Source organism: Affinibrenneria salicis (genome assembly GCF_008710095.1).
The window spans coordinates 83457-104881 of record NZ_VYKJ01000008.1 but is presented as its reverse complement, the minus strand read 5'-3'; the positions used below and the strand labels follow the sequence as shown (position 1 = coordinate 104881).

General features: G+C 55.2%; 18 protein-coding genes. 12 read left to right on the top strand and 6 right to left on the bottom strand.

All coding sequences use genetic code 11. The features are described from left to right. Window positions 1-413 precede the first annotated feature (413 nt). Window positions 414-1691, top strand: coding sequence for a 2-hydroxycarboxylate transporter family protein (locus FJU30_RS15970; protein WP_395858571.1), 1278 nt, complete (start codon window positions 414-416; stop codon window positions 1689-1691). Window positions 1692-2124: 433 nt separating this feature from the next. Then, window positions 2125-3093 (top strand): glucokinase, encoded by a 969-nt coding sequence (gene glk / locus FJU30_RS15965; RefSeq protein WP_150435972.1) that lies wholly within the window; start codon window positions 2125-2127, stop codon window positions 3091-3093. 122 nt (window positions 3094-3215) lie between these two features. On the opposite strand, the gene dcuR is transcribed toward glk, so the two are convergent. The 3 genes from dcuR to FJU30_RS15950 all read right to left on the bottom strand — a co-directional run bounded on the left by dcuR (window position 3216) and on the right by FJU30_RS15950 (window position 7116). Continuing rightward, complete coding sequence (dcuR, locus tag FJU30_RS15960) at window positions 3216-3938, bottom strand: two-component system response regulator DcuR (RefSeq protein WP_150435971.1); 723 nt, start codon at window positions 3936-3938, stop codon at window positions 3216-3218. Between the two features lie 2 nt (window positions 3939-3940). Beyond that, window positions 3941-5545, bottom strand: coding sequence for a sensor histidine kinase (locus FJU30_RS15955; protein ID WP_150435970.1), 1605 nt, complete (start codon window positions 5543-5545; stop codon window positions 3941-3943). Between the two features lie 158 nt (window positions 5546-5703). Further along, a complete protein-coding gene (locus FJU30_RS15950) occupies window positions 5704-7116 on the bottom strand; it encodes a DASS family sodium-coupled anion symporter (RefSeq protein WP_150435969.1) in 1413 nt (470 codons plus the stop codon). A 790-nt stretch (window positions 7117-7906) separates the two neighbouring features. Here FJU30_RS15950 and FJU30_RS15945 point away from each other — a divergent pair. The 4 genes from FJU30_RS15945 to FJU30_RS15930 all read left to right on the top strand — a co-directional run bounded on the left by FJU30_RS15945 (window position 7907) and on the right by FJU30_RS15930 (window position 11829). After that, window positions 7907-8887, top strand: a complete 981-nt coding sequence (locus FJU30_RS15945; protein WP_191091635.1) for a C4-dicarboxylate TRAP transporter substrate-binding protein — start codon at window positions 7907-7909, stop codon at window positions 8885-8887. A gap of 98 nt (window positions 8888-8985) precedes the next feature. After that, window positions 8986-9456 carry a TRAP transporter small permease gene (locus FJU30_RS15940; RefSeq protein ID WP_150435967.1) on the top strand — a complete coding sequence of 157 codons (471 nt, stop codon included), beginning with the start codon at window positions 8986-8988 and terminating at the stop codon, window positions 9454-9456. Beyond that, a complete protein-coding gene (locus FJU30_RS15935) occupies window positions 9453-10727 on the top strand; it encodes a TRAP transporter large permease (protein ID WP_150435966.1) in 1275 nt (424 codons plus the stop codon). Before FJU30_RS15940 ends, FJU30_RS15935 begins: the two co-directional genes overlap by 4 nt. 226 nt (window positions 10728-10953) lie before the next feature. Continuing rightward, window positions 10954-11829 (top strand): LysR family transcriptional regulator, encoded by an 876-nt coding sequence (locus tag FJU30_RS15930; RefSeq protein ID WP_191091628.1) that lies wholly within the window; start codon window positions 10954-10956, stop codon window positions 11827-11829. A gap of 132 nt (window positions 11830-11961) precedes the next feature. Here FJU30_RS15930 and FJU30_RS15925 read toward each other — a convergent pair whose 3' ends face one another. After that, entirely contained in the window at window positions 11962-12888 is a 927-nt protein-coding gene (locus FJU30_RS15925) for a DMT family transporter (RefSeq protein WP_150435964.1), read from the bottom strand. 965 nt (window positions 12889-13853) lie between these two features. On the opposite strand from FJU30_RS15925, the gene FJU30_RS26880 reads away from it, so the two are divergent. Further along, window positions 13854-14012: a hypothetical protein gene (locus FJU30_RS26880; RefSeq protein WP_191091627.1), complete on the top strand. Its 159-nt coding sequence runs from the start codon at window positions 13854-13856 to the stop codon at window positions 14010-14012. A 116-nt stretch (window positions 14013-14128) separates the two neighbouring features. Here the strand turns inward: FJU30_RS26880 and FJU30_RS15920 are convergent, their stop codons facing one another. Both FJU30_RS15920 and FJU30_RS15915 read right to left on the bottom strand, forming a co-directional pair. After that, window positions 14129-14929: a pyrroline-5-carboxylate reductase family protein gene (locus FJU30_RS15920; RefSeq protein WP_150435963.1), complete on the bottom strand. Its 801-nt coding sequence runs from the start codon at window positions 14927-14929 to the stop codon at window positions 14129-14131. A 194-nt stretch (window positions 14930-15123) separates the two neighbouring features. Further along, window positions 15124-15822: a GntR family transcriptional regulator gene (locus FJU30_RS15915; protein ID WP_150436092.1), complete on the bottom strand. Its 699-nt coding sequence runs from the start codon at window positions 15820-15822 to the stop codon at window positions 15124-15126. Window positions 15823-16886: 1064 nt separating this feature from the next. Between FJU30_RS15915 and FJU30_RS15910 the strand changes: the two genes are divergently transcribed. The 5 genes from FJU30_RS15910 to FJU30_RS15890 are packed head-to-tail and all read left to right on the top strand — an operon-like array spanning window position 16887 to window position 21314. Beyond that, the gene (locus FJU30_RS15910; protein WP_150435962.1) at window positions 16887-17999 is read left to right on the top strand and encodes an ABC transporter substrate-binding protein; all 1113 of its coding nucleotides are present in this window, start codon (window positions 16887-16889) and stop codon (window positions 17997-17999) included. Between the two features lie 46 nt (window positions 18000-18045). Next, window positions 18046-18939, top strand: coding sequence for a branched-chain amino acid ABC transporter permease (locus tag FJU30_RS15905; protein WP_150435961.1), 894 nt, complete (start codon window positions 18046-18048; stop codon window positions 18937-18939). Then, window positions 18932-19822, top strand: coding sequence for a branched-chain amino acid ABC transporter permease (locus FJU30_RS15900; protein WP_150435960.1), 891 nt, complete (start codon window positions 18932-18934; stop codon window positions 19820-19822). The genes FJU30_RS15905 and FJU30_RS15900 overlap by 8 nt, the downstream gene beginning before the upstream one ends. Continuing rightward, complete coding sequence (locus FJU30_RS15895) at window positions 19819-20598, top strand: ABC transporter ATP-binding protein (protein ID WP_150435959.1); 780 nt, start codon at window positions 19819-19821, stop codon at window positions 20596-20598. The genes FJU30_RS15900 and FJU30_RS15895 overlap by 4 nt, the downstream gene beginning before the upstream one ends. Continuing rightward, window positions 20595-21314 carry an ABC transporter ATP-binding protein gene (locus tag FJU30_RS15890; protein ID WP_150435958.1) on the top strand — a complete coding sequence of 240 codons (720 nt, stop codon included), beginning with the start codon at window positions 20595-20597 and terminating at the stop codon, window positions 21312-21314. The genes FJU30_RS15895 and FJU30_RS15890 overlap by 4 nt, the downstream gene beginning before the upstream one ends. Window positions 21315-21425: the final 111 nt, after the last annotated feature.

Sequence of the window (21425 nt, the reverse complement as noted above, 5' to 3'; positions counted from 1 at the left end):
TTCTGTTGCTAAATAAACAGGCCAAATATATTTCAAAAATCGGCAATGCGGCAAACAATTCCGGCGCACGGAGTAAAGTCATCGGAAATAAGCACGCAGAGTCGACATAAATGAAAATAAAAGGTTTATAGCCTACATAATTTGAGTTGCCGTTGTTGATTTAACCAACGGAATGCATTGGCCTTTTACGGTCGAGGCTCAGGGACGGGGTGGATAGAGAAAACCGCCGACGCACCTGCGACTTGAAATATAACGGGTATAGGGAATAACAACCGGTAAACGGTTTCAGTTCCACATTATTTAGCCCGGGAGTCCTCTGTACAATACTGAACATAGCAGGGTGAATAATGAAAAAATCAGATCGAATTCAGGCGAACGAAGCAGACTTCACCGCCAGCGTGCCGTTTAACGCGATGTTAAATTTTTCCAAAACCAGCATAGGCTCAGTGCCCATTTTGCTGTTCTTTACCATTGCCGCCATCGTCGGTATTTCCGCGCTGTCCGGCTATTTGCCGCGAAATATGATTGGCGGTTTCGCCATTATCATGACCCTCGGCTTTTTACTGGCGCATATCGGGCGCAAAATCCCGGTCTTTTGCGATATTGGCGGGCCGGCGATCCTGTGCCTGATGGTGCCGTCAATTTTGGTTTACTTTGACGTATTCAATACCAATACCATGGACACGGTCCATCTGCTGATGAAGGAAGCGAACTTCCTTTATTTCGTCATCGCCAGTCTGGTGGTCGGCAGTATATTAGGGATGAACCGTATCATTCTGATTCAGGGAATGGTGCGCATGTTCATTCCGCTGGTGATCGGCACGGTGACCGCCGTCGCCACGGGGTTACTGGTCGGTAAATTATTTGGTTACAGCCTCTACCATACGTTCTTTTTTATTATCGTGCCGATTATCGGCGGCGGCATCGGTGAAGGCATACTGCCGCTGTCGCTGGCGTATTCATCTCTTCTGGGGCAAAGTCCCGATGTTTATGTCGCTCAGCTGGCGCCTGCCGCCGTGGTCGGCAATATCTTCGCCATTATCTGCGCCGGTATCCTGGCGCGTCTCGGCCTGCGCCGCAAAGATCTGAACGGTGAAGGCCGGTTAGTACGCAGCGACGAAGACAACGCCATATTCTCCATTAACGAGGCGCCGAAGCCGGTTGATTTCCATCTGATGGGCGGCGGCTTGCTGATGATTTGCGCCTTCTTCATTGTCGGCGGTCTGTTTGAAAAGCTGGTGCATATCCCTGGTCCGGTCCTGATGATCCTGATCGCGGTGCTGTGTAAATACAGTAAAGTGATCCCCTCCTCAATGGAAACCGGCGCGCACAGCTTCTATAAATTCGTCTCCAGTTCGCTGGTCTGGCCGCTGATGATCGGTCTTGGCATGTTGTACGTACCGCTGGAAAGCGTGGTCGCCGTCTTTACCCCCGGCTACGTGGTGGTATGCGGTTCGGTGGTCATCTCCATGGCGCTGATCAGTTTCTTTATCGCTCCCTACCTGAATATGTATCCGATCGAAGCTTCCATCGTCACCAGTTGCCATAGCGGACTGGGCGGCACCGGCGACGTGGCGATTCTTTCCGCCTCTAACCGCATGTCGTTAATGCCCTTCGCCCAGATAGCCACCCGCATCGGCGGCGCCTCGACCGTTATTGGCGCCACGCTGCTGATGGGCTGGCTGATGTAACCCCCCCGCGCGCGTGGTTAAACAGCAAACCGGCCGTTTTTTACTGGCCGGTTTGCTTATTTTATTGATATGACAGTGCCCCGCGCCCCTCGTTTCTGGTTATATTATCGGGATGGCTTTCGCCGGAGGCGTTGATTCGCCGTCGATCAGCTTTAGTCACCATCGGAAAGAGAAAGTAATCAGCGGCGACACCCGTGGACCTGGGGATTGCCGGTATTAACCAGACAGAGCATTGCCCACGCGTACTGGCTCCGCTGCCCGGCAGGTTCGGGGCGCAGCCAGTCGGCAACCAGACAAACACGCCGGCAAAGGCGGTGTATTGTGTAAAGGGAAGCCAGCGCCGCTGCAAACGGAAAGACGACGGATATCGTCAGGCGGAACGCGTTCCTTTCCCATGTAAAGATTTCTGAATGTTAACCGGAGACAACACGTTATGTATCAGTATGCCCTGGTGGGCGACGTTGGCGGAACCAATGCGCGTCTTGCGCTGTGCGCACTAGACAGCGGGGAGATCTCCTGCAACAAAAACTATGCGGTATCTGAGTATGATAGCCTCGAAACGGTAATCCGCCTTTTTCTGGCGGAGCACCCGACCTTCACCATCCGGCAAGGCTGCATCGCCATCGCCTGCCCGATAACCGGCGACTGGGTCGCGATGACCAACCACAGTTGGGCCTTTTCCATCGCGGAAACGCGGAAAAATCTCGATTTTGAGCGCCTGGATATCATCAATGACTTTACCGCCGTCAGCATGGCGATCCCGGCGCTTACCCCGCATGATGTGCTGCAGTTCGGCGGCGGGCAGGCCGTGGCGGGCAAGCCGGTAGCGGTTTACGGCGCCGGCACCGGACTGGGCGTGGCGCACGTGGTGCAGGTGAACGGGCAGTGGATCAGCCTGCCGGGCGAAGGCGGTCACGTGGATTTCGCGCCGAACAGCGAAGAAGAAGTGGCGATTCTGCAGATACTGCGCGCGGAATTCGGCCACATTTCGGCGGAGCGCATCCTGTCTGGCTCGGGTCTGGTCAATCTGTATCGAGCGATTGTGCAGGCCGACAGCCGGACGCCGGAAGCGCTGTCGCCAAAAGAAATTTCGACCCGAGCGCTGGAAAACAGCTGCGTGGACTGCCGCCGGGCGCTCTCCCTGTTCTGCGTGCTGCTCGGCCGGTTCGGCGGCAACCTGGCGCTGACCATGGGGACATTCGGCGGCGTTTATATCGCCGGCGGGATTGTGCCGCGCTTCCTGGATTTCTTCCTCAACTCCGGCTTCCGCGCCGCTTTTGAGGATAAAGGGAGGTTCAAGGATTATCTGGCCGCCATTCCGGTTTACATGATCACACATCCCCACCCCGGCCTGCTGGGCGCGGGCGCCTGGCTGCGCCAGGCCAGCGGCTACCAACTGTAATCCGCCGCGCGATAAACCGTCAGGACCGGGCCGCCGGTCCTGACGTTATGCGGCCGCGCAGCCCGCCGGGTTCAGCCAGAAAGTCCGCATAAACCGCCAGTTCCCCCTCCAGCCGCCGTCGCTTACTCGCAGTACTGACGCAGCGCGTCCTGTTTTTCCGGCAGCAGCCGGTAGAGATACACCGGACGGCCGGTCGCGCCGTAGAGAATATTGGTCGACAGAATTCCGGTATCCGCCAGGTAGATCAGATACTTACGGCAAGACACGCGGGAAATGCCAATGGCGTTAGCCAGCATCTCGGTAGAAAACTCGGCGCCCTGGTTGCCTTCGATCCATTCGCACACCGTGCGCAACGTCAGGCTGGTCAACCCTTTAGGCAACTTCTTACGCTCATTGGGCGACGAATCGCTGGTGCGCCGAATCAGGTTATCGATATCGACCTGGGCGACGAACTCGCGGTGCTTTAACAGCCCCGACTCTTCACGCCAGGCGAGCAGCGCCTGCTCAAAGCGGGAAAACTGAAAGGGTTTGATCAGATAATCCACCACGCCATAATTCAGCGCTTTCTTAATGGTATGCACATCGCTGGCGGAGGAGATGATGATCACATCGGTATGCGTGCTGCATTCGCGGATGGCCGGCAATAAATCCAGCCCGTTATCCTGCTGCATGTACACATCCAGCAGGACCAAATCAATCTCCGAATCCGGCTGCATCAGCAGATTTTTCGCCTGCTGCAGCGTCGGCACCGTCGCATAGCACGAAAAACCGGAAACCTGATTCAGATAACATTTGTTTAATTCCGCAACCATGGCGTCGTCGTCAACAATCAATACATTAATCATGGTTATACCGCCTTGCCTTGATAAGGAATGTTCACGAAAAACTGAGTATAAACATCAGGTTCCGATTCAAAATCTATCGTTCCGCCAATTTTTTCCAGACTCTGCCGGGTCAGGTAGAGGCCGATACCGCGTCCGCTGCCTTTAGTGGAAAAGCCCTGCTGGTAAATCCGCGCCTGGTTTTCAGGCGTAATGCCCGGTCCGTCGTCGCTTACAATACAGTGCAACCGCCCCTGCTGGTGGTGAAAACTGACGCTGATTTCCCGGTTTTCCAGCCCGGACAGCGCATCCATGGCGTTCTCTATCAGGTTGCCCAGCACGGTAATCAGCTCGTTGGTGGTCTCCATGTCTTCCGATTCCGGCAGCAGGCTGTCTTCCGTGATCGACAGCGTAATGCCCAAATCGTGAGCGCGGTTGATTTTACCCAGCAGGAAACCGGCGATCACCGGCGATTTTACCTTACGGATAATCGAACCGATCTCAGACTGATAATTACTGGCCGTCTTCAGAATGTACTCTTCCAGCTGGGGATAATATTTCAGGTGCAGCATGCCCAGAATCACATGCAGTTTATTCATGAATTCATGCGACTGCGCGCGCAGCGCATCCGCATAGTAGGACATGCCGCTCAGCCGCTCCAGCAGTTGGCTGACTTCGGTTTTATCGCGGAACGTGGCGATCGCGCCGATGATATCCCCCTTCACCACCACGGGAACCGTATTGGTCAGTAAGAGATTACCATTAAAATTAATTTCTTCATCACGCCGTGCGATGCCGGTTTCCAGCACCTGGCGCAGATGCAGCTCCTCCAGCCAGCGCCGGCTGACGTTTTCAGCCGGCGGCTTTTCAGGCGCCGCGCTCTGCCTGAACAGCCGTTTCGCCTCATCGTTAATGATAGTAATACGCGAGGCGGTATCGACAGCGATCACCCCTTCCTTGATCGACTTCAGCATCGCATTGCGCTGCTCAAACAGATTGGAAATTTCAAACGGCTCAAAGCCCAACATAATGCGTTTGAGCGCCTTAACCAAAAACCAGGTGCCGAGCGAACCGACCAGCGCGCCGGCCAGAATCGTCCAGGGGATCATCCAGCGGTTCTCGTTAATCACCTTTTGCACGCTGGTCAGCGCGATGCCCAGCGCCACCACGCCAATCTGCTTATTGTCGTTGTTAAACACCGGCGTAAACACCCGCAGCGCCGGATCCAGCGTACCGCGATTGATGGCGGTATTCTCCAGCCCCAACAGCGCCGGATAGATATCGCGGCCGGCAAAATAGCCGCCTATCCGCTCGCGCTCCGGGTGGGTATGACGGATACCGTTCATATCCGTCACCGTGACAAACAACAGTTGGTTGCGCATGCGGATACGTTCGGCGGACAGTTGAATCAATTCCGGATTCCCCAATCCGTTCAGGTCATCGATCACCACCGGGGAGGCGGCGAAGGTACGGGCGATGGCAAACGCTTTCTCGCGCAAATGATCTTCCGACAGCTGATTAATACGGAAAAACAGCAGGGCGTAAACTACCATCAACACCGCGCCGATCACCGCGGACACCATGAGGATCACTGAGGTCCCCAGTTTTAACGGTGTCTTTTTTTTAATCATATTGTTCTCCGGATAAACCATTACCTTAAGTCACTATTTTATACGGTTTGGCATGTTTTATCGTGACGGATGTTCCCCCTTACGCCCGTCGGCCGGCGACAGGGGGAAACAGGTAAAGCAACGGCGGGAGATTGACGACGGGTTCGATAGCGCCGGCGTTACCAGAAGCCCAACACTTTCCACCACATACCGCCGATGCCCAACCATATCGGAATCACCACCAGACTAATCAGAAAACCGATTTTCCACCACGTGGCCAGCGGCACATAGCCGCAGCCAAACAGGATCGGGGCCGGACCGCTGGAATAATGGGTGGTCGACATAAACAGGTTGCTGAACATGCCGAACACCAGCACGGTCAACATCGGCGGCGCGCCGGCCGCCAGCGCGATGGAAACAAAAATGGCATACATGGCGCTGATATGCGCGATAGCGCTCGCCATCAAATAGTGACTGTAGTAATACACCAGCAGCAGCAGGCCCAGCATCGGCACCCAGTTCATTCCGCTCACCGCATCGCCGGCCAACCCGCCCAGCCAGGCGATCAGCCCCAGCTTATTCAGTTGACCGGCCAGCGTCATCAGCACCGCGAACCAGACCACCGTATGCCAGGCTTCTTTTTCGCCCACCACGTCATCCCAGCTCAACGCCCGACTCAGCAGCAGTACGCTTAATCCGGCCAACGCGGTCAGCGTGGCGTCGATATTGAGCGTTGACCCCAGCACCCAGAAAATGACCAGCCCGAGGAACACGCCCAGCACCACCCATTCATCGCGGCTCATGCGGCCCATCTCCTGCAGACGCTGTACGGCGATAGCGCGCATCTCCGTGGTTTTCTTCAGCTCCGGCGGATAGAACCGATAGATCAGATAGGGGATCAGCATCAACGACAGTATGCCAGGCACCAGCGTCGCCAGCGCCCAGTCGGTCCAGCTGATGTGAATACCGAACTGGCTGGCCAGTTTACTGACCATCGGGTTGCCGGCCATAGAAGTCATAAACATGGCGGAGGTAATGGCGTTGCACTGAAAGATGCTTTGCACCAGAAACGCGCCGATACGCCGCTGCGTGCCTTTTTCCGGCGTGGAGTCATAGGCTTCAGAAATGGAGCGGAACAACGGCGTAATGATGCCGCCGCAGCGGGCGGAGGTGGACGGCATCGCGGGAGCGAACAGCAAATCAGTAAACACCAGTCCGTAAGCCAGCCCGAGCGAACTGTTGCCCAACCGACTGATAAACAACAGGCCAATGCGCCGGCCGAAACCGGTTTTGATAAAGCCGCGTGAAATAAAGAACGCGCAGGCGATCATCCAGATGGTCGGGTCGCTAAACCCCGCCAGCACATCCTTTATCGACAGCAGCCCGAGAACGGCCACCGCGGTCAGACTGAACATGGCCATCGCCCCCAGCGGATACGGGGCCAGGATTAACCCCACCACTGTCGCGATAAAGATCGCCATCAGATGCCAGGCCGCCGGATTCACGTCGGCAGGCACCGGCAGCATCCATAGTCCCCCGGCAAGAGACAAAATAATCAGCAGTTTCACCAACCTGCCCTGATTTGCAGACATAATTATACCACCCTGTTTTAAGACGAAGTTGCGAATGAGATTGATGGCGCCGGGAGGGGGCGTAATGCCCTTCATCTTTCAGGCTACAGGGGCTGATTCTGCACTCTGAAATTATCGGATATATTCCTTGTCGGGACCGGATACAGCATCAAAAAAAGTAAAAAAAGAGATGAGGAATAATGGGTCAGGGAGTTTCTCATCTCTCTACTCTAAATAATTCGGATTGCAGAAAGGCGATAACCAGATAATAAAGCTAATGCGCCTGCAGCCTGAAGTATGACGAGTATATAAAATTAAACCTGCTATGGGCGCTATCTTATTCTATTTCATTAAAATATTGCCGTTACTTTACCTACTAAATGTGTTCAATAGTTTTATTTCGCGGCCAACTATGTGATTTATATCACATGTTGATCCAGCTCACATTAATCCGCCTGTGCAGCTGACTCGCGCCTGGAAAAATAATAACCGGCGTAAAAAATATTCCGCCGTCTTTATCGAACGCCTGGAAATCAGCAAGATAAAAACGGATTAAAAACCATAAAACTCCGTCCGCAGCACAAAAACCGCCATCGCATATTCACCGGAAAAAATTCACTACGGTATTCTCATCCGTATATAGCCTGAATAATTTGCGTTACGGGACAAAACGTCCGCGTATCGGACAACGCATTGGCCCGAAGGATCTGCCTCCGGCCTGGGCCGGGTAACAAAACCAACGAACCCGCGACTTGACGTATGACGGGTATAAAAATATTACGCTGCTGGAGAGAGTGATAACATGAAAATAATGACAAAAATAATGCTCACGCTGCTGGTCGTGCTGTCCGGAATGACTATCGCTTCCCATTCGATGGCAAAAAATAAACCAGTATCCATCAAAGTCGCTTACGAGAATAACCCCGGCGAACCTTTAGATTTAGTTATGCGTTACTGGGCCGATCTGCTGAAAGAAAAAAGTCAGGGCGAAATTACGCTTGAACTCTACCCCAGTTCCCAGTTGGGGTCAAAGCAGGATATCACCGAGCAAGCCATGATGGGAATGAATGTGATTACCCTGAGCGATGTGGCCTTCCTGGCCGATTATGAACCGGATCTCGGCATCTTGTTCGGCCCTTATTTAACCGATAATCCGCAAAAATTATTTTCCATCTACCAAAGTCCCTGGTTTAAGGAAAAAAGCGAAGCGCTGAAGAAAAAAGGCATCCACATCGTTATTAACAACTACCTCTACGGCACGCGGCAAATTATTGCCAAAAAACCGATTCGTACGCCGGACGATCTGGCGGGCATGAAGATTCGCGTGCCAAATAACGTCATGCAGATTAAAGCGTTACAGGCCATGGGGGCAACGCCGACTCCGATGCCGCTGGGCGAAGTGTACCCGGCGCTGACTCAGGGCATGATTGATGGCGTGGAGAATCCGATCTCCGTATTACAGGGGCAAAAGCTGTACGAGCAGGCTCGCTATTTATCGATGGTGAATTACCTGACGAACACATCGCTGTGGATTGGCGGAGAGGCTTTTTTCAGCCGCCTGCCGGCCGAACAGCTGGAGCTGATTCATCAAACCGGTTATCAGGCCGGCCTCTATAGCCAGAAACTGACGTTAGAGCGCGATGCGGAAATGCTGCTGATGATGGAAAAAGAAGGCGTGGAGATTATTTATCCCGATAATGAACCCTTTCGCCAAAAAGCCATTACCGTTTACTCCCAATTTCCTGAATGGTCGCCCAATCTCTATGAAACCATTCAGCAGCAGATTAAATAATCAACGCAGTTTATATATTCACAACCTAAATAATTTTAATTTCAGGAACGCGGGTAGCGTGATATCAAAAATACCGCCGCATTCCGTATGAGGAATATATGCGTATATTGGGAAAAATCATGGAAGCGGGCGCCGCTCTGGCGCTATTTATTTTAGTCGTCATGACAATTGGCGCCGTATTTATGCGTTACTTTATCAACCAGCCGATACAGTGGACGGAAGAGATGTCCGGCTTTCTGATGATCTGGGTCGTGATGTTAGGTGGCGCGGTTGCCGAACGCGATCGCGCTCATCTGACGATTCCTTTCGTGGTGGATGCGTTGTCTGACCGGCTGAGAAATGGCCTGCGCATTCTGGTCGCGCTGTTCTCCGTCGTCCTGTTGCTCTATATGGCCTGGCTGGGTTACCGACTGGCGGAAATGACCCAGTTTAAAGTGACGCAAATATTAAAAATATCCTGGTACTGGATCGACCTTGCCGTCCCGGTGGGCGCGCTGGGCACCGCCTGCTTCACGCTGTACTGGCTCAGACAGGACATCAGGGCAGGCCACGCGGAGGGTAAATCATGAGCTGGCTCTGGATTATTCCCGTTATGATCGGCTGCCTGTTTCTGAATATGCGCGTTTATCTGGCCATGTTCGTCGGTATTATCGCCTGGTTTCTGTTTTTCGCCGCCGTTCCGCTCGAGATCGCCATTCAACGGCTGATCGCGCCCACGCAAAGCCCGTCTCTGCTGGCGATCCCGTTTTTCATTTTGCTGGGTACGCTCATGAGCTACACCGGCATCGCCGAACGCATTTTACAGATCGCCAACGTACTGGTCGGCAAAATGCGCGGCGGACTAGGCGTAGCCAATATTCTGGTCAGCACCATGATGGGCGGCGTCAGCGCCTCCAACCTCGCCGATGCCGCGATGCTGTCGCGCATGATGGTGCCGGAAATGGAGCGCAAAGGATATAACCGGGCGTTCGCCGCCGCCATCACCGCCGGCGGCTCGCTGGTGACGCCGATCATTCCGCCGGGCATCGCCCTGATTATCTACGGCCTGGTAGCCGACGTTTCCATTGGCCGCATGTTTATGGCAGGCCTGCTGCCCGGTTTGCTCTGCGCCGTGGTTTTGATGGCGACCGTTTATCTGGTGGCCAGAAAGGGAAATTTTAAACCCTCGCGCGATCGCTGGCCCGACAGCAAAGAAGTCGTCTTTTCGCTGGGTCAGGCCTGGCCGGCGCTGTTCCTGATTGTCGCCGTCGTCGGCGGTATCCGCGCCAATATCTTCACTCCGACCGAAGCCGGCGCGGTGGCCGTTCTGATCGTGATAATCATCGGCTTTTTTATCTACCGGGAAATGAAGATCGCCCACGTGGTTAAAGCGCTGGCGGAAACTGCGCGCGCCACGGCGTCGGTCATGCTGGTCATTATGGCCAGCGCGGCGCTGGGATGGATATTTTCTCTGGAACACGCGGGCGTGGCGGTCGCTCAGTTTGTCACCTCAATGACCGATAACAAATACGTTTTTTTGCTGATCATCAATCTCTTGCTGCTCACCCTGGGGATGTTTCTTGAAGGCAATGCGATCCTGCTGATTCTGGTACCGCTGCTCAAGCCCGTCGTGAGCCATTTCGGCATCGACCCGATTCACTTCGGCATCATTATGATTTTTAACCTGTCGATTGGCGCCTTTACGCCCCCGGTCGGCACCGTAATGCTGCTGGTGTGCAATATCACCCAGGTTTCCGTCGGGCAATTCTTTAAGGCCTCTCTGCCGTTACTGACCGCCTTATTGCTGATGCTGATGCTGGTAACCTATATTCCCGCGCTTTCCCTGATGCTGGCGAGATGAAGCGCCGGGCGGGAAGCCAGGGGCAGGCTTTCCGCTTTCTGCCGGTTCACCGGCCCGGGCCACAAAGCGCGCCCGACCGGCATCGGGCTAGCGCATTGGCGCCGCAGCGGTTCAGCAAGCGCAATATGCAAGACGGATACCACGACTGCCCCCGAAAAGACGACGGGTATACAATAATGCCTGACCCTATCCTGAGCGCAGGCAAACCGGCATGTTATTAACCTGGATGAAAACTTTTTTAACGGTGGTGGAATGCCATGGCTTTCGCGCCGCGGCGGACCAGCTTCGGCTTTCTCCCGCCATGATCAGCCGACGGATTGATAGGCTGGAAGCGCATCTCGGTCTAAAACTCATTAATCGTACTACCCGGGCGCTGGCGCTGACCCAGGCCGGACAACGTTTCTATCAGCACAGCACGAATATTGTCAGGTATCTGGAACAGAGTGTGCGTGATCTCAACGGGCTATCCGAAGAAGTCTCGGGCGTACTGAAGGTTGGCCTGCCCTACTCATTAAGCCATCTCTTCCTTGCTCCCGCCGTACATCGGCTTAGCCAGCAATATCCTGAATTGACGCTGGAGATCGTAAATGGCAATCACCTGCTGGATATTTTCAGCCACAGCTACGATCTTGCCCTCCATGCAGGACCATTGCCTGACTCTGGCTTGTATTACCAGCTACTCGGTTTCTGGCGTAAAAAAGTCTGCGCTTCGCCAGACTACTTCGCCATACACGGCAAACCAGAAACGCCGGAGCAACTGGTTCGGCATAATTGTCTGGATCACTATGATAACCGACGCAATGGCTGGGGATTTTGGCGGGATGGTGAACGCTACGATGTCCAGGTCAAAGGCAATCTGCGAATGAATAGCAGCCTCGATTTATGCAAAGTCGCGGAGCAAGGGGCCGGAGTGGTGTATTTACCCTCTTTCACCGTCAAAAACGCCATTGCCCAACAGCGACTGGTCAGTGTATTGGATCAGGACATCCCGGGTCCGCTGCAGCTGTATGTGGTGCACGCCAATCGAAACCTGTCGGCCAAAGAACAGGCTTTTATTCAGTTTTTGCATTCTCTGAATCTGGTTGATGAAAAAAATAACTGAGATTTGACGGCCCATGCCACAACGCGTCAGAGGCGACGCAGCCCATCCCGTCAGGACTATTTCGCCTTCCGTTGCGGGATGCGCTCGCAGGGTAATCGTAACGCCCGTTGGGCCAGGCGCTTAACGCCGCACTCAATGACTGCGCTGGAAAGCGTAGCGCATCCCGTTGATAATCCGCGCGGACTGAGTGGTAATCAATACGCCGGCAACCACCAGTATCGTACCGTTCAGCTGCATCATGTTCAGGCTCGCGCCCTGGCATAAAGAAATCAGCATGGTAAAAATCGGCACGAAATTAAAGAAAATAGAGGTTACGGGGACGCCAAGCCGATTAATGCCTATATTCCAGAATAAGTAGGCCAAAACGGAACCGGCAATTCCCATATAGGCCAGCAAAACATGTGACTGCAGACTAATGGCCGAAAACGGCTGTGGTTCAGTTGGATACAACAGCGTAAAAATAATGATGCCGATCGTGCCGCTCAGCATGGTAAAACTGGATATCTGCAAAGGCGTGGCGGTTTTAATGAAACGCTTACAGCCTACCGTATAGATCGCCATGGACAAATTAGCGAACATCATCAGCTGGTCACCAGAACGGAAGTTCATTCTGGCGAGATTAACAATCTTGCCATCGCTGATAACTAACGCGACGCCGATAAAGCTGATCGCCATGCCGACCATATTGATATACGGCACTCGCCGCTTATCCAGCAGGGCGTTCAGCAAGGCGGTTGTCATTGGGGACGTCGCCATGATCAACGCGCCATTCATCGGCGATGTGGATCTCATACCGATAAAGAATGCAACGTTTAGTCCGGTTATACCGATCAGTCCCAAAACGGCTATAGCGAAAATATCTTTCCTGATGGTTGATAATCCACACTGACCTTTAATAATTAACACCAGAAAAATAAAAATCGTTGCAATAAAAAAACGCTCGGATGCGGCAAAAACAGGGGAAATAGGGTTAACCACCAGCGATGCGACATTAAAATTCGATCCCCAAAAAAAAGCGGACAGAATAACGACAAAAACAACACCGATATTTTTATTCATTCACTCACCTGAACATAAAAAGACACAAACATCGCCATATCGGAAAATTATTGCTACCGACAGACCAAAATATCTGTGGTAAGAAGATACCCGGTTATCGATATATAAAAACCTTTTTATTTTAAACAGACTGTTGCATGCTATTAAACAGTAGATATTGACCAAATAACTGCGACTGGTTCTGCTACACCTGTATTTATTGACGTATGGCAGTCGCGTTAGCGCACCGCATCACAAGCGCTCAATAGCTTCGCGCATTGATGCTTCATTTTTGATCATGCCACAGCGCGTAACTGATGATGACATAATCAGAATAATCATTAAAAACAGATAATTATGATTTAATCATAATATCATTGTCACTCAACCTGCAGGGCAAGTATCGCGCTATTATCGACGTTATTTAGGCGGTGCCGTGGCCGGCGGAAATAATGCGCCAACGGCTTGTCTTACAAGAGCCAGCCAAAAGTGGAGCACTATTAGAGTGCGGTTATTTAGGCTGTGTCCCGCACTTCATTTTCGCTGACTGACGATGAGAAAAATGCATTAGTTTTGTTTGTTTTTTGATCTTCTCTTGTACGTTTTTACTGCTGACCTCTGTCAGGATTGCGCGATTTTACATCGGTCAGATAATTGCGGCACACAGCCTGTGTCTATACCCTGAATAATTCGAGGTGCGGAACAAGACGTTATTGTTTTGAACAATGCCGAGCGTTGGTTCTTTAGGGGCGAAGCCGCATGATGCGCCTCGTCACGCGGCAAGAAAGTGAAAGATATATCGGGGGAGGATTTAAGCAGCGCGGCGACGGCAGGCCAGTGCGAGCTCCGGGGACACGGCCGCATAATTGAGCGCGGCCAACGCACCTGCGACCTGAAGTATGACGAGTACAAACCCTCTACCACAAAATTCTGGACTATATTTACCGCGCAGTATGTATATTTAACCAAAATAACAGAGGGTTATTATGAAGAAAGTCATTATTGCGCTAATTAGCCTGGCGTTATTAGCGCCGGCGGCCTCATTTGCCAAAGGCGGTCATTATGCTGGCGGCCATGGTTCTTCTCACAAGAATGGTCAGTATAAAAATCCGCAGACCGGCAACCACTATCATAGACATCACTAAAAGCCTATCCCCGTCGCTATGCAGCCATAGCGGGGCCGGCGGTCAACAGGCGCGGCCCATAAACGGACCGCGCCCGGCGCGCGTTCAGATCGGCGCAGCGCGCACGGCGGCAAAAGTTATTTGCCGGCCAACTCGGTGGTGCGTTTCACCGCCGCCAGCACGCTGCGCTGTAATCCGGCGGCGAAATCGCTGTTGTTCAGCTCATACAAACCGTTCATTCCCACCCCGGCCGGCGAGTTATTGATATCCAGCAGCTGACGCGGATGTTTGCCGCTGATATTCAGCATGGCCACCGCGCCCACCAGATTTTCATAGGCGATCTGAGTCGCCTGCTGACGCGGCATCCCGGCCAACACGCCGGCATCCACCAGCGATTCGATGAAGTAATAAACATAGTTGGGCCCAGCCACGCCGTAACCGGTGAAAATATCCAGTAACCGCTCTTCCACCAGCATCACTTTGCCGAAGCTCTCCAGAAACGCCCGCAGCGGCGCCTCGTCAACCAGGTCGTTCAGCACCGCGCCGCTGTAGCCATAGCCGGTATCGGTCAGCGTGTTCGGGATCACCCTGGCTATCGGCCGCTGATCGCCCAGCTGTTCAGTGAGCGTAGCCAGCGTCACGCCGGCAATGATGGAAACCACCGTCGCCTGCGGCGCCGCATACTGGCGGATACGGGCGGAGACGGAAACGATATCGTCCTGCGGCCGCACGCCCATCACGATATAGTCGGCCGCCGCCAGCGCCGCTTCGCCGCGCAGGGCGCTGGTCAGCTGATAGCGCTCGGTCAGCGTATCGATCCTTGCGGCGTCGATATCCTCAAGCGTGATGGCGTCGTGTGACAGCTTGCCGCCGCTCAGCGCCGCGCGAATAATGGCCTCCGCCATTTGTCCGGCCCCAATAAAATGAATCTGACTCATTCTCTGCCCTCAAAGTGTGAATAAAACAAGATCATCAGGCCGCCGTTGATAATTAACCGCGACGCGCCAAATATATGTCCGCGCGCCATAACGCGGCGCGCCGGCTAACCTCACAATATCCCGGCCGGCGGAACCGGATATGCCTGCGCGCCCGCGGCCTGAATGGCGAGGGGGGCGCCGTTCGCGCCCAATCATTATTTTTTCGCCCGAAAACGTTTGCCAAAATAAATACGCGCCAGCCCCTCTTTCGTCACCTCTACCGCGTGTTCCGCGCTCAGGGAAACATGTTTTTCAAGTAATAAGACCCCGCGTTCGATATCCCGCTTGCGCAGCGCGTCAATAATGCCGACGTGCTCATCGTAAGCATTATTGCGTCGGCTGGGCGTTTCCAGATCGATGCGCCGGAAGAAACGAATCAATGAATTCAGGCTGTCCAGCGTTTCATACAGACGCGCATTCCTGGCTATGCGGGCAATAGCCATATGGAACGCCTCATCATCCTGGGCGACTTTGGTCCAGTCGGTTATAGTGATCGGGTCCGGCAGGTCAAGGCAGCTTTGTTCCCAGATGGCCGCCGCCAGGTTGATTTCCTCATCGCTGGCTCGCTGGCAGGCAAAACGAAACGCCGCCTGTTCAATCACCGCGCGCATCTCATACAGCTCGTGCACCCCTTCTGGCGTAATGTCCCGCGCATAGAAACCGCGGTTGGGCACAAAGCGCATAAAACCATCCTGCGCGAGGCGATTCAGCGCCTCGCGCACCGGCGTGCGCGACACGCCCAGCCGGCTGGCCAGTTCCACTTCATTAATCCGTTCTCCGGGTTTGAAGCGATAGTCTATCGCCAGCGCTTTTACCACTTCATACACTTTCTCTACGCTGTCGGCGCTACGCATTGTTTTTGGGCTTACCGGCACGTTATTTCCTCTTGCTGGCTGACGGGCGACGAGCCCACGCGGATGGCGGAAACGCGGCCGTACGCCACCGAGCGTTCCGCCCTGCCGAACCCGACGAACCGGCGGGCGACTTTCGCCGCCGCCCGAATTAACGGGAACGCGGCGCTTGCGCCGTCCGCCCGCGCTCAGCAATCCATCGGGTGTATTTTTTAATACGCAGGCCAGACGGCCGCCGTATTCCGGCAAGGAGAGCGCTGCCGCCATCCTTTAAATAATTCAAGCTGCAGGGCAAAACGTTAACGTTTTGAACAACGCCGGCGCGCCCCGAAAAGCAAGCACCAGGAATAAGCGGCATGAATCCCGATGCGCCTGTTTAATCAGGTGATGGGGTAAGCAAACGCACCTGCAACGTGAAGTATGACGGATATAATTAAATTCATAGCATGTCTGAATACATAACACAATAACGATGTGCATACACTTCTATCCATACGTTTTTATTGATTGAATAGAGGGTAAAAATAGATCGAGACGAATTTCGGCAGACGATAATTTATCAATATCTGCGACTGGCCGATAGCGCCAATTGCACTATTATGAACGCATCTGCACCAGACAGAAGCAATGACACTGCCGATGCTTTGTTATTTATTCCATTATTTAATTAATTATGCTTTTTCCGTATAAAACATTGAACAGTGCCCGGACATATCGCCATACGTCAGTGAACCATTGTTATTATTGAATAATATTGGCATTGAACAAAAAACTATCGCCCATTGTCGCCGCAGACAGCCGTTTTTTCTTGCAGCTGGCATAACAATTGCTGCATATTTCTGGCAAAGTGTATTCACTTCATCATTCACTTTGTTATTCACTTGTTGAAAGAACGAAACCGTTAAGCCCGCCACCCGCCCGGTGACAGACAACCACACAGTAATGAAAGACAGGAATGACGGTTTACGCCGCCCACCAGGCTTCAGGATGCCGGAAAACAGCGCGCCTGCAGCCCGAAGTATGACGGGTATAACGCCGCCTCATTCACTCTGACCAGGAGATACCGTATGACCGTGCATGTTCGTAACGCTTTCTTTGCTTCCGCGCTGATCGGCAGCGCATTTTTGGGATTATCCCTGCCGGCTCAGGCCGATGTGACCGTAGGCGCCATTCTGCCGTTGACCGGCGTCAGCGCCAGCATCGGCGAAGACACGCGTCGGGGAATAGAATTAGCCGTTGAGCAGATCAATGCCCGGGGCGGGGTCAACGGACAGAAGCTGGCGGTGATGATCGAAGATTCGGCCGGCAGCCCGGTCACCGCGCTGGATGCGGTGCGTAAGCTGACCCAGGTCAACCATGTGCCGCTGGTGATGGGCGAGTTTTCCTCCAGCGTCACCATTCCCATCGGGCAATACCTGGTGAAAAACAAGCTGGTGCACATTAACATCAACTCTTCCAGCACCGATATGCGCAAGGTCGGCAAATACTCCTATAGCGTCATCGGCCTGGCCGATCTGGCCACCAAATTCTCCGCCCAGGACGTTTACGACATGGGTTACCGCAAGGTCGCCTTCATCGCGCCGAACGGCGCCTATGGCCAAAGCATGTTGGATCAGTTCAGCAAAGACTTTCAGGCACTGGGCGGCAAGGTCGTGGCTAAAATGCTGTACACCGGCGGTCAGCCCTCCTACCGGCGCGAGCTGGGCCAGCTCGCGCGCGTTCGCCCCGATGCCTATGTCTATACCACTTACGGCCAGGACGCGGTGGTGCTTAATCGCGAATCTTATGAAATGGGTCTGAACACGACGCCCTGGTACGGTATGTATCTGACCATGACCACCGCCAACACGTCGGCGCAGTACATCGAAGGGAAAATGGGGATGGAAGTAGCCAGCACCGGCGATGAAGGCAAGGGCTTTATCGAACAATTCCATCAGCGCTACGGCGCGGATCCGCAGTCCGCATACAGCAGCTATGCCTACGACAGCGTTACTCTGGCCGCCGCCGCCATTAATAAGGCGGGCAGCACCGATCCGGCCGCGTTGCAGGCGGCGATGCAGAGCGTGGCGCCGCACTTCGACGGCGTGACCGGACCGCTCAATCTGGACGCCGAAAACCAGCGCCAGACGCAGCCGTATAAAAAGGTCAAAGTGGTCAACGGCGCACAGGTGCTGCGCTAAGCAGGTGATTCACTTATGAGAGATACGTTCCCTTTAGGAAAGCGCTATGTTTCAGTTCATCCTTGATACATTACTCCGCACCGCCGATCTGTCCCTGATCGCCCTGGGGCTCAGTCTGGTATACGGACTGGTGCGCTTCGCTAATGTGGCGCATGTGCAGTATGCCATGGTGGGATCGTTTATAACCGCCGCCCTGCTGACGATGGGCTGTCCGTTCGTGCCGGCGGTGCTGGTCGCCAGCGCACTGTGCGGCCTTATGGCCGTACTGCTGCACCACTGGATCTTTCGCCGGCTGGCGCAGGCGGGACCGGCCAACGCCATGATCGGATCGCTGGCGCTGTCGATGATCATGATCGCCGTGATCCTCGGCGTCGCCGGATCCTCTCCGATCGGCTACGACCTGCCGCTCAGCCCGATGCTATCGCTGGGCGACAGCCATATCACTCGCAATCAGCTGTGGAGCATGCTGGTTACGCTGGCGCTGCTGGTCGGCTTCGGCGCTCTGCTGTTCTATTCCTCGCTCGGCCGTTCTATCCGGGCACTGGCCAGCAACCGCGATCTGGCGGCGGCGTCAGGGCTTAACGCCGATGCGCTGGTGCACACCGTGAATTTTATCGCCGGGGCGCTGGCCGGGCTGGGGGGATCGCTGCTGGCGATGAACGCCAGCGCCTATGTAAACCAGGGCAATGATTTGCTGTTGCCGGTGCTGGCCGCCGCCATTCTCGGCGGGCTGGGCAATCCGATCGGCGCCGTTCTCGGCGCTCTGCTGATCGCCGCCACCGAAACGCTGGTCACCAATCTGGATTTCGGCTGGCTGGTTGGCGGCGAACTGGTATTCATCCCCGTGACCTACATCAACGCGGCCTCATTCCTCATTCTGCTGCTGGCACTGCTGTTGCGCCCTTACGGCCTGTTTAACCGGGAGGTTCGTCGTGTCTGATTTTCTGCTGCATCTGATCAGTATCACCGGGATCTACGCGCTGATCGCGCTGGCGCTGAACATTCAGGCCGGCTATGCCGGACTGTTGAATTTCGGCCATATCGCTTTTGTCGGCATCGGCGCTTACTCGGCCGGCATCGGTACCCAGCTCGGCCTGCCTTTTGTTCAGGCCAGCCTGATCGGCATCGTCGTCGCAATGCTGGTCGGCGCGGGTATGGCCGCGCTCGGTCGCCAGCTGGCAGCGGACTATTGGGGCATCGCCACGCTGGCGGTGGCCGAAATCATCCGTACCGTGGCGATTAATGAAGATCAGCTGACCGGGGGCGCCCAGGGGCTGGGCAATATCGTCGCGCCCTGGTCGACCGGTTCACAACAGCAGGACAGCCTGATTTTTACCGTCGTCATCCTGCTGGCGCTGCTGCTGGTGGCGCTGATGTCTCTGCGGCTGGGTAAAAGCCGCTTCGGCCGCGCGCTGCGGCTAATGCGCGAACAGCCGCAGCTGGCGACCTGCATGGGCTATCCGCTGCAGTGGCTGAAATGCCGCGCGCTGATGTGCAGCGCCGCCATCGGCGCCGGCGCGGGCGTACTGCTGGCGTACTACACCAGCTATGTCAGCCCCGACTATCTGCTGTCTTCCGAAACCTTTCTCATCTGGAGTATGGTGATGATCGGCGGCCTCGGCAACGTGGCCGGCGTGCTGCTGGGCGTTCTGGTGGTGCAGTGTCTGTACAGCTTTATTCCGTTCGCCAAAGACATTTTCAATATCAGCTCCGACATTACCGGCGCGCTGCGTCTGGGCGCGGTGGGCGTGATGCTGCTGGCTTGCCTGCTGGGACGCGCCGGCGGCCTGTTGCCGGAACGACTGAGGAGAATACCATCATGACACCGCTGATGCAGGTTGACAGGGTCAGTAAGTCCTTCGGCGGCAACCGCGTGCTGGAGGGCGTTACTTTTACTCTGCACCAGGGCGAAATTCTCGGGTTGCTCGGGCCGAACGGTTCGGGGAAAAGCACCCTGTTGAACGCCATCTCCGGCTTTACCGCCGTCGATAGCGGCGCCATCCGCGTGGGCGAGCAGCGCATCGATCGTTTGCCGACTCACCGCATTATCGAAAGCGGCGTGGCGCGAACCTTCCAACTGCCCGCCATGCCGCAGAAAATGTCGGTCATGGAGGTGGTGCTGGCCGCCGGCACGCGTCACCACGGTTTCTGGAGCAGTCTGCTGTCGCTGCCGGCCGGCCGCCGCGCCGAGCAGCAAGATAAACACAAAGCCAGCGCCCTGCTGGATGAACTGCTGCTGACCCAAGTGCGCGACCTGCCGGCCGCGGCGCTGTCGGGCGGGCAAAAAAAACTGTTGGGCATCGCCTGCGCCCTGATGGGCGATCCAAAAATTCTGATGCTGGACGAACCGATGGCCGGCGTGCATCCCAACCTGCGGCGCGACATCGTGGAAACGCTGCTGCGTCTCAACCGGGACGGGTTGTCGCTGGTGGTTATCGAGCACGACATGCACTTTATTCGCGAACTCTGCCAGCGCTGCATCGTGTTGGACCGCGGTCATATTGTCGCCAGTTGTCACCCGGACGAACTGGCGCATAACCCGCAGGTGCTGGAAGCCTATCTGGGCCGCAGCACTCAGTCATTACAGGAGGCCGTATGATTACGCTGCATGAGGTGATTGCCGGCTACACGCCGGGCATCGACATCCTGCAGGGCATCTCTCTGCAGGTCGAAAATGCGGAGATCGTCACCCTGCTGGGTCCCAACGGCTGCGGCAAATCCACGCTGCTCAAATGTATCGCCGGCTACCTCCATCCGCGCAGCGGCCAGGTGATGCTGGACGGTCAGGACGTCAGCCAGTTACCGATCCACCGTAAGGTACGTGAGTGCTCACTGGGGTTCGTGCCGCAAACCGATAACGTATTCAACAACCTGACGATTAAAGAAAATCTGCAAACCGGCGGCCAGTTCCTGCCGGAGCGCCAGCGCCAGCAAAGGATGGAAGAGCTGTGCGAACGCTACCCGCTGCTGCGTAAAAAGTGGCGCGCCACCGCCTCGGCGCTCTCCGGCGGCGAGCGGCAGATTCTGGCGCTGACCCGCGCGCTAATGCCGTCGCCAGCGACGCTGCTGCTCGACGAACCCTCGGCCGGGCTATCGCCCAAAATGCTGGCGGACGTCTTTGCCGCGATTCAGGACATCCGCCGTCAGGACAAGGTGGCGATTCTGATGGTGGAGCAAAATGCGATGGAGGCGTTGCACATCTCGGACCGCGCCTACGTGCTGGCATTGGGTAAGGTCGCGCTCACCGGCAAGGCCGACGAATTACTGAACGACCCGCGCATGCGCGAGCTCTATCTGGGCGGCCGCGCGGCCTGACGGCGCGCAGCGTCCGGCGCCGTCGGCCCGGGCGGACAAAGTCAGTGAAGGCTTACCATAGCGCGGCGCCTTGTCGCGCGCGGCCAGGCGCACGGTCACGGTATTGCCCGG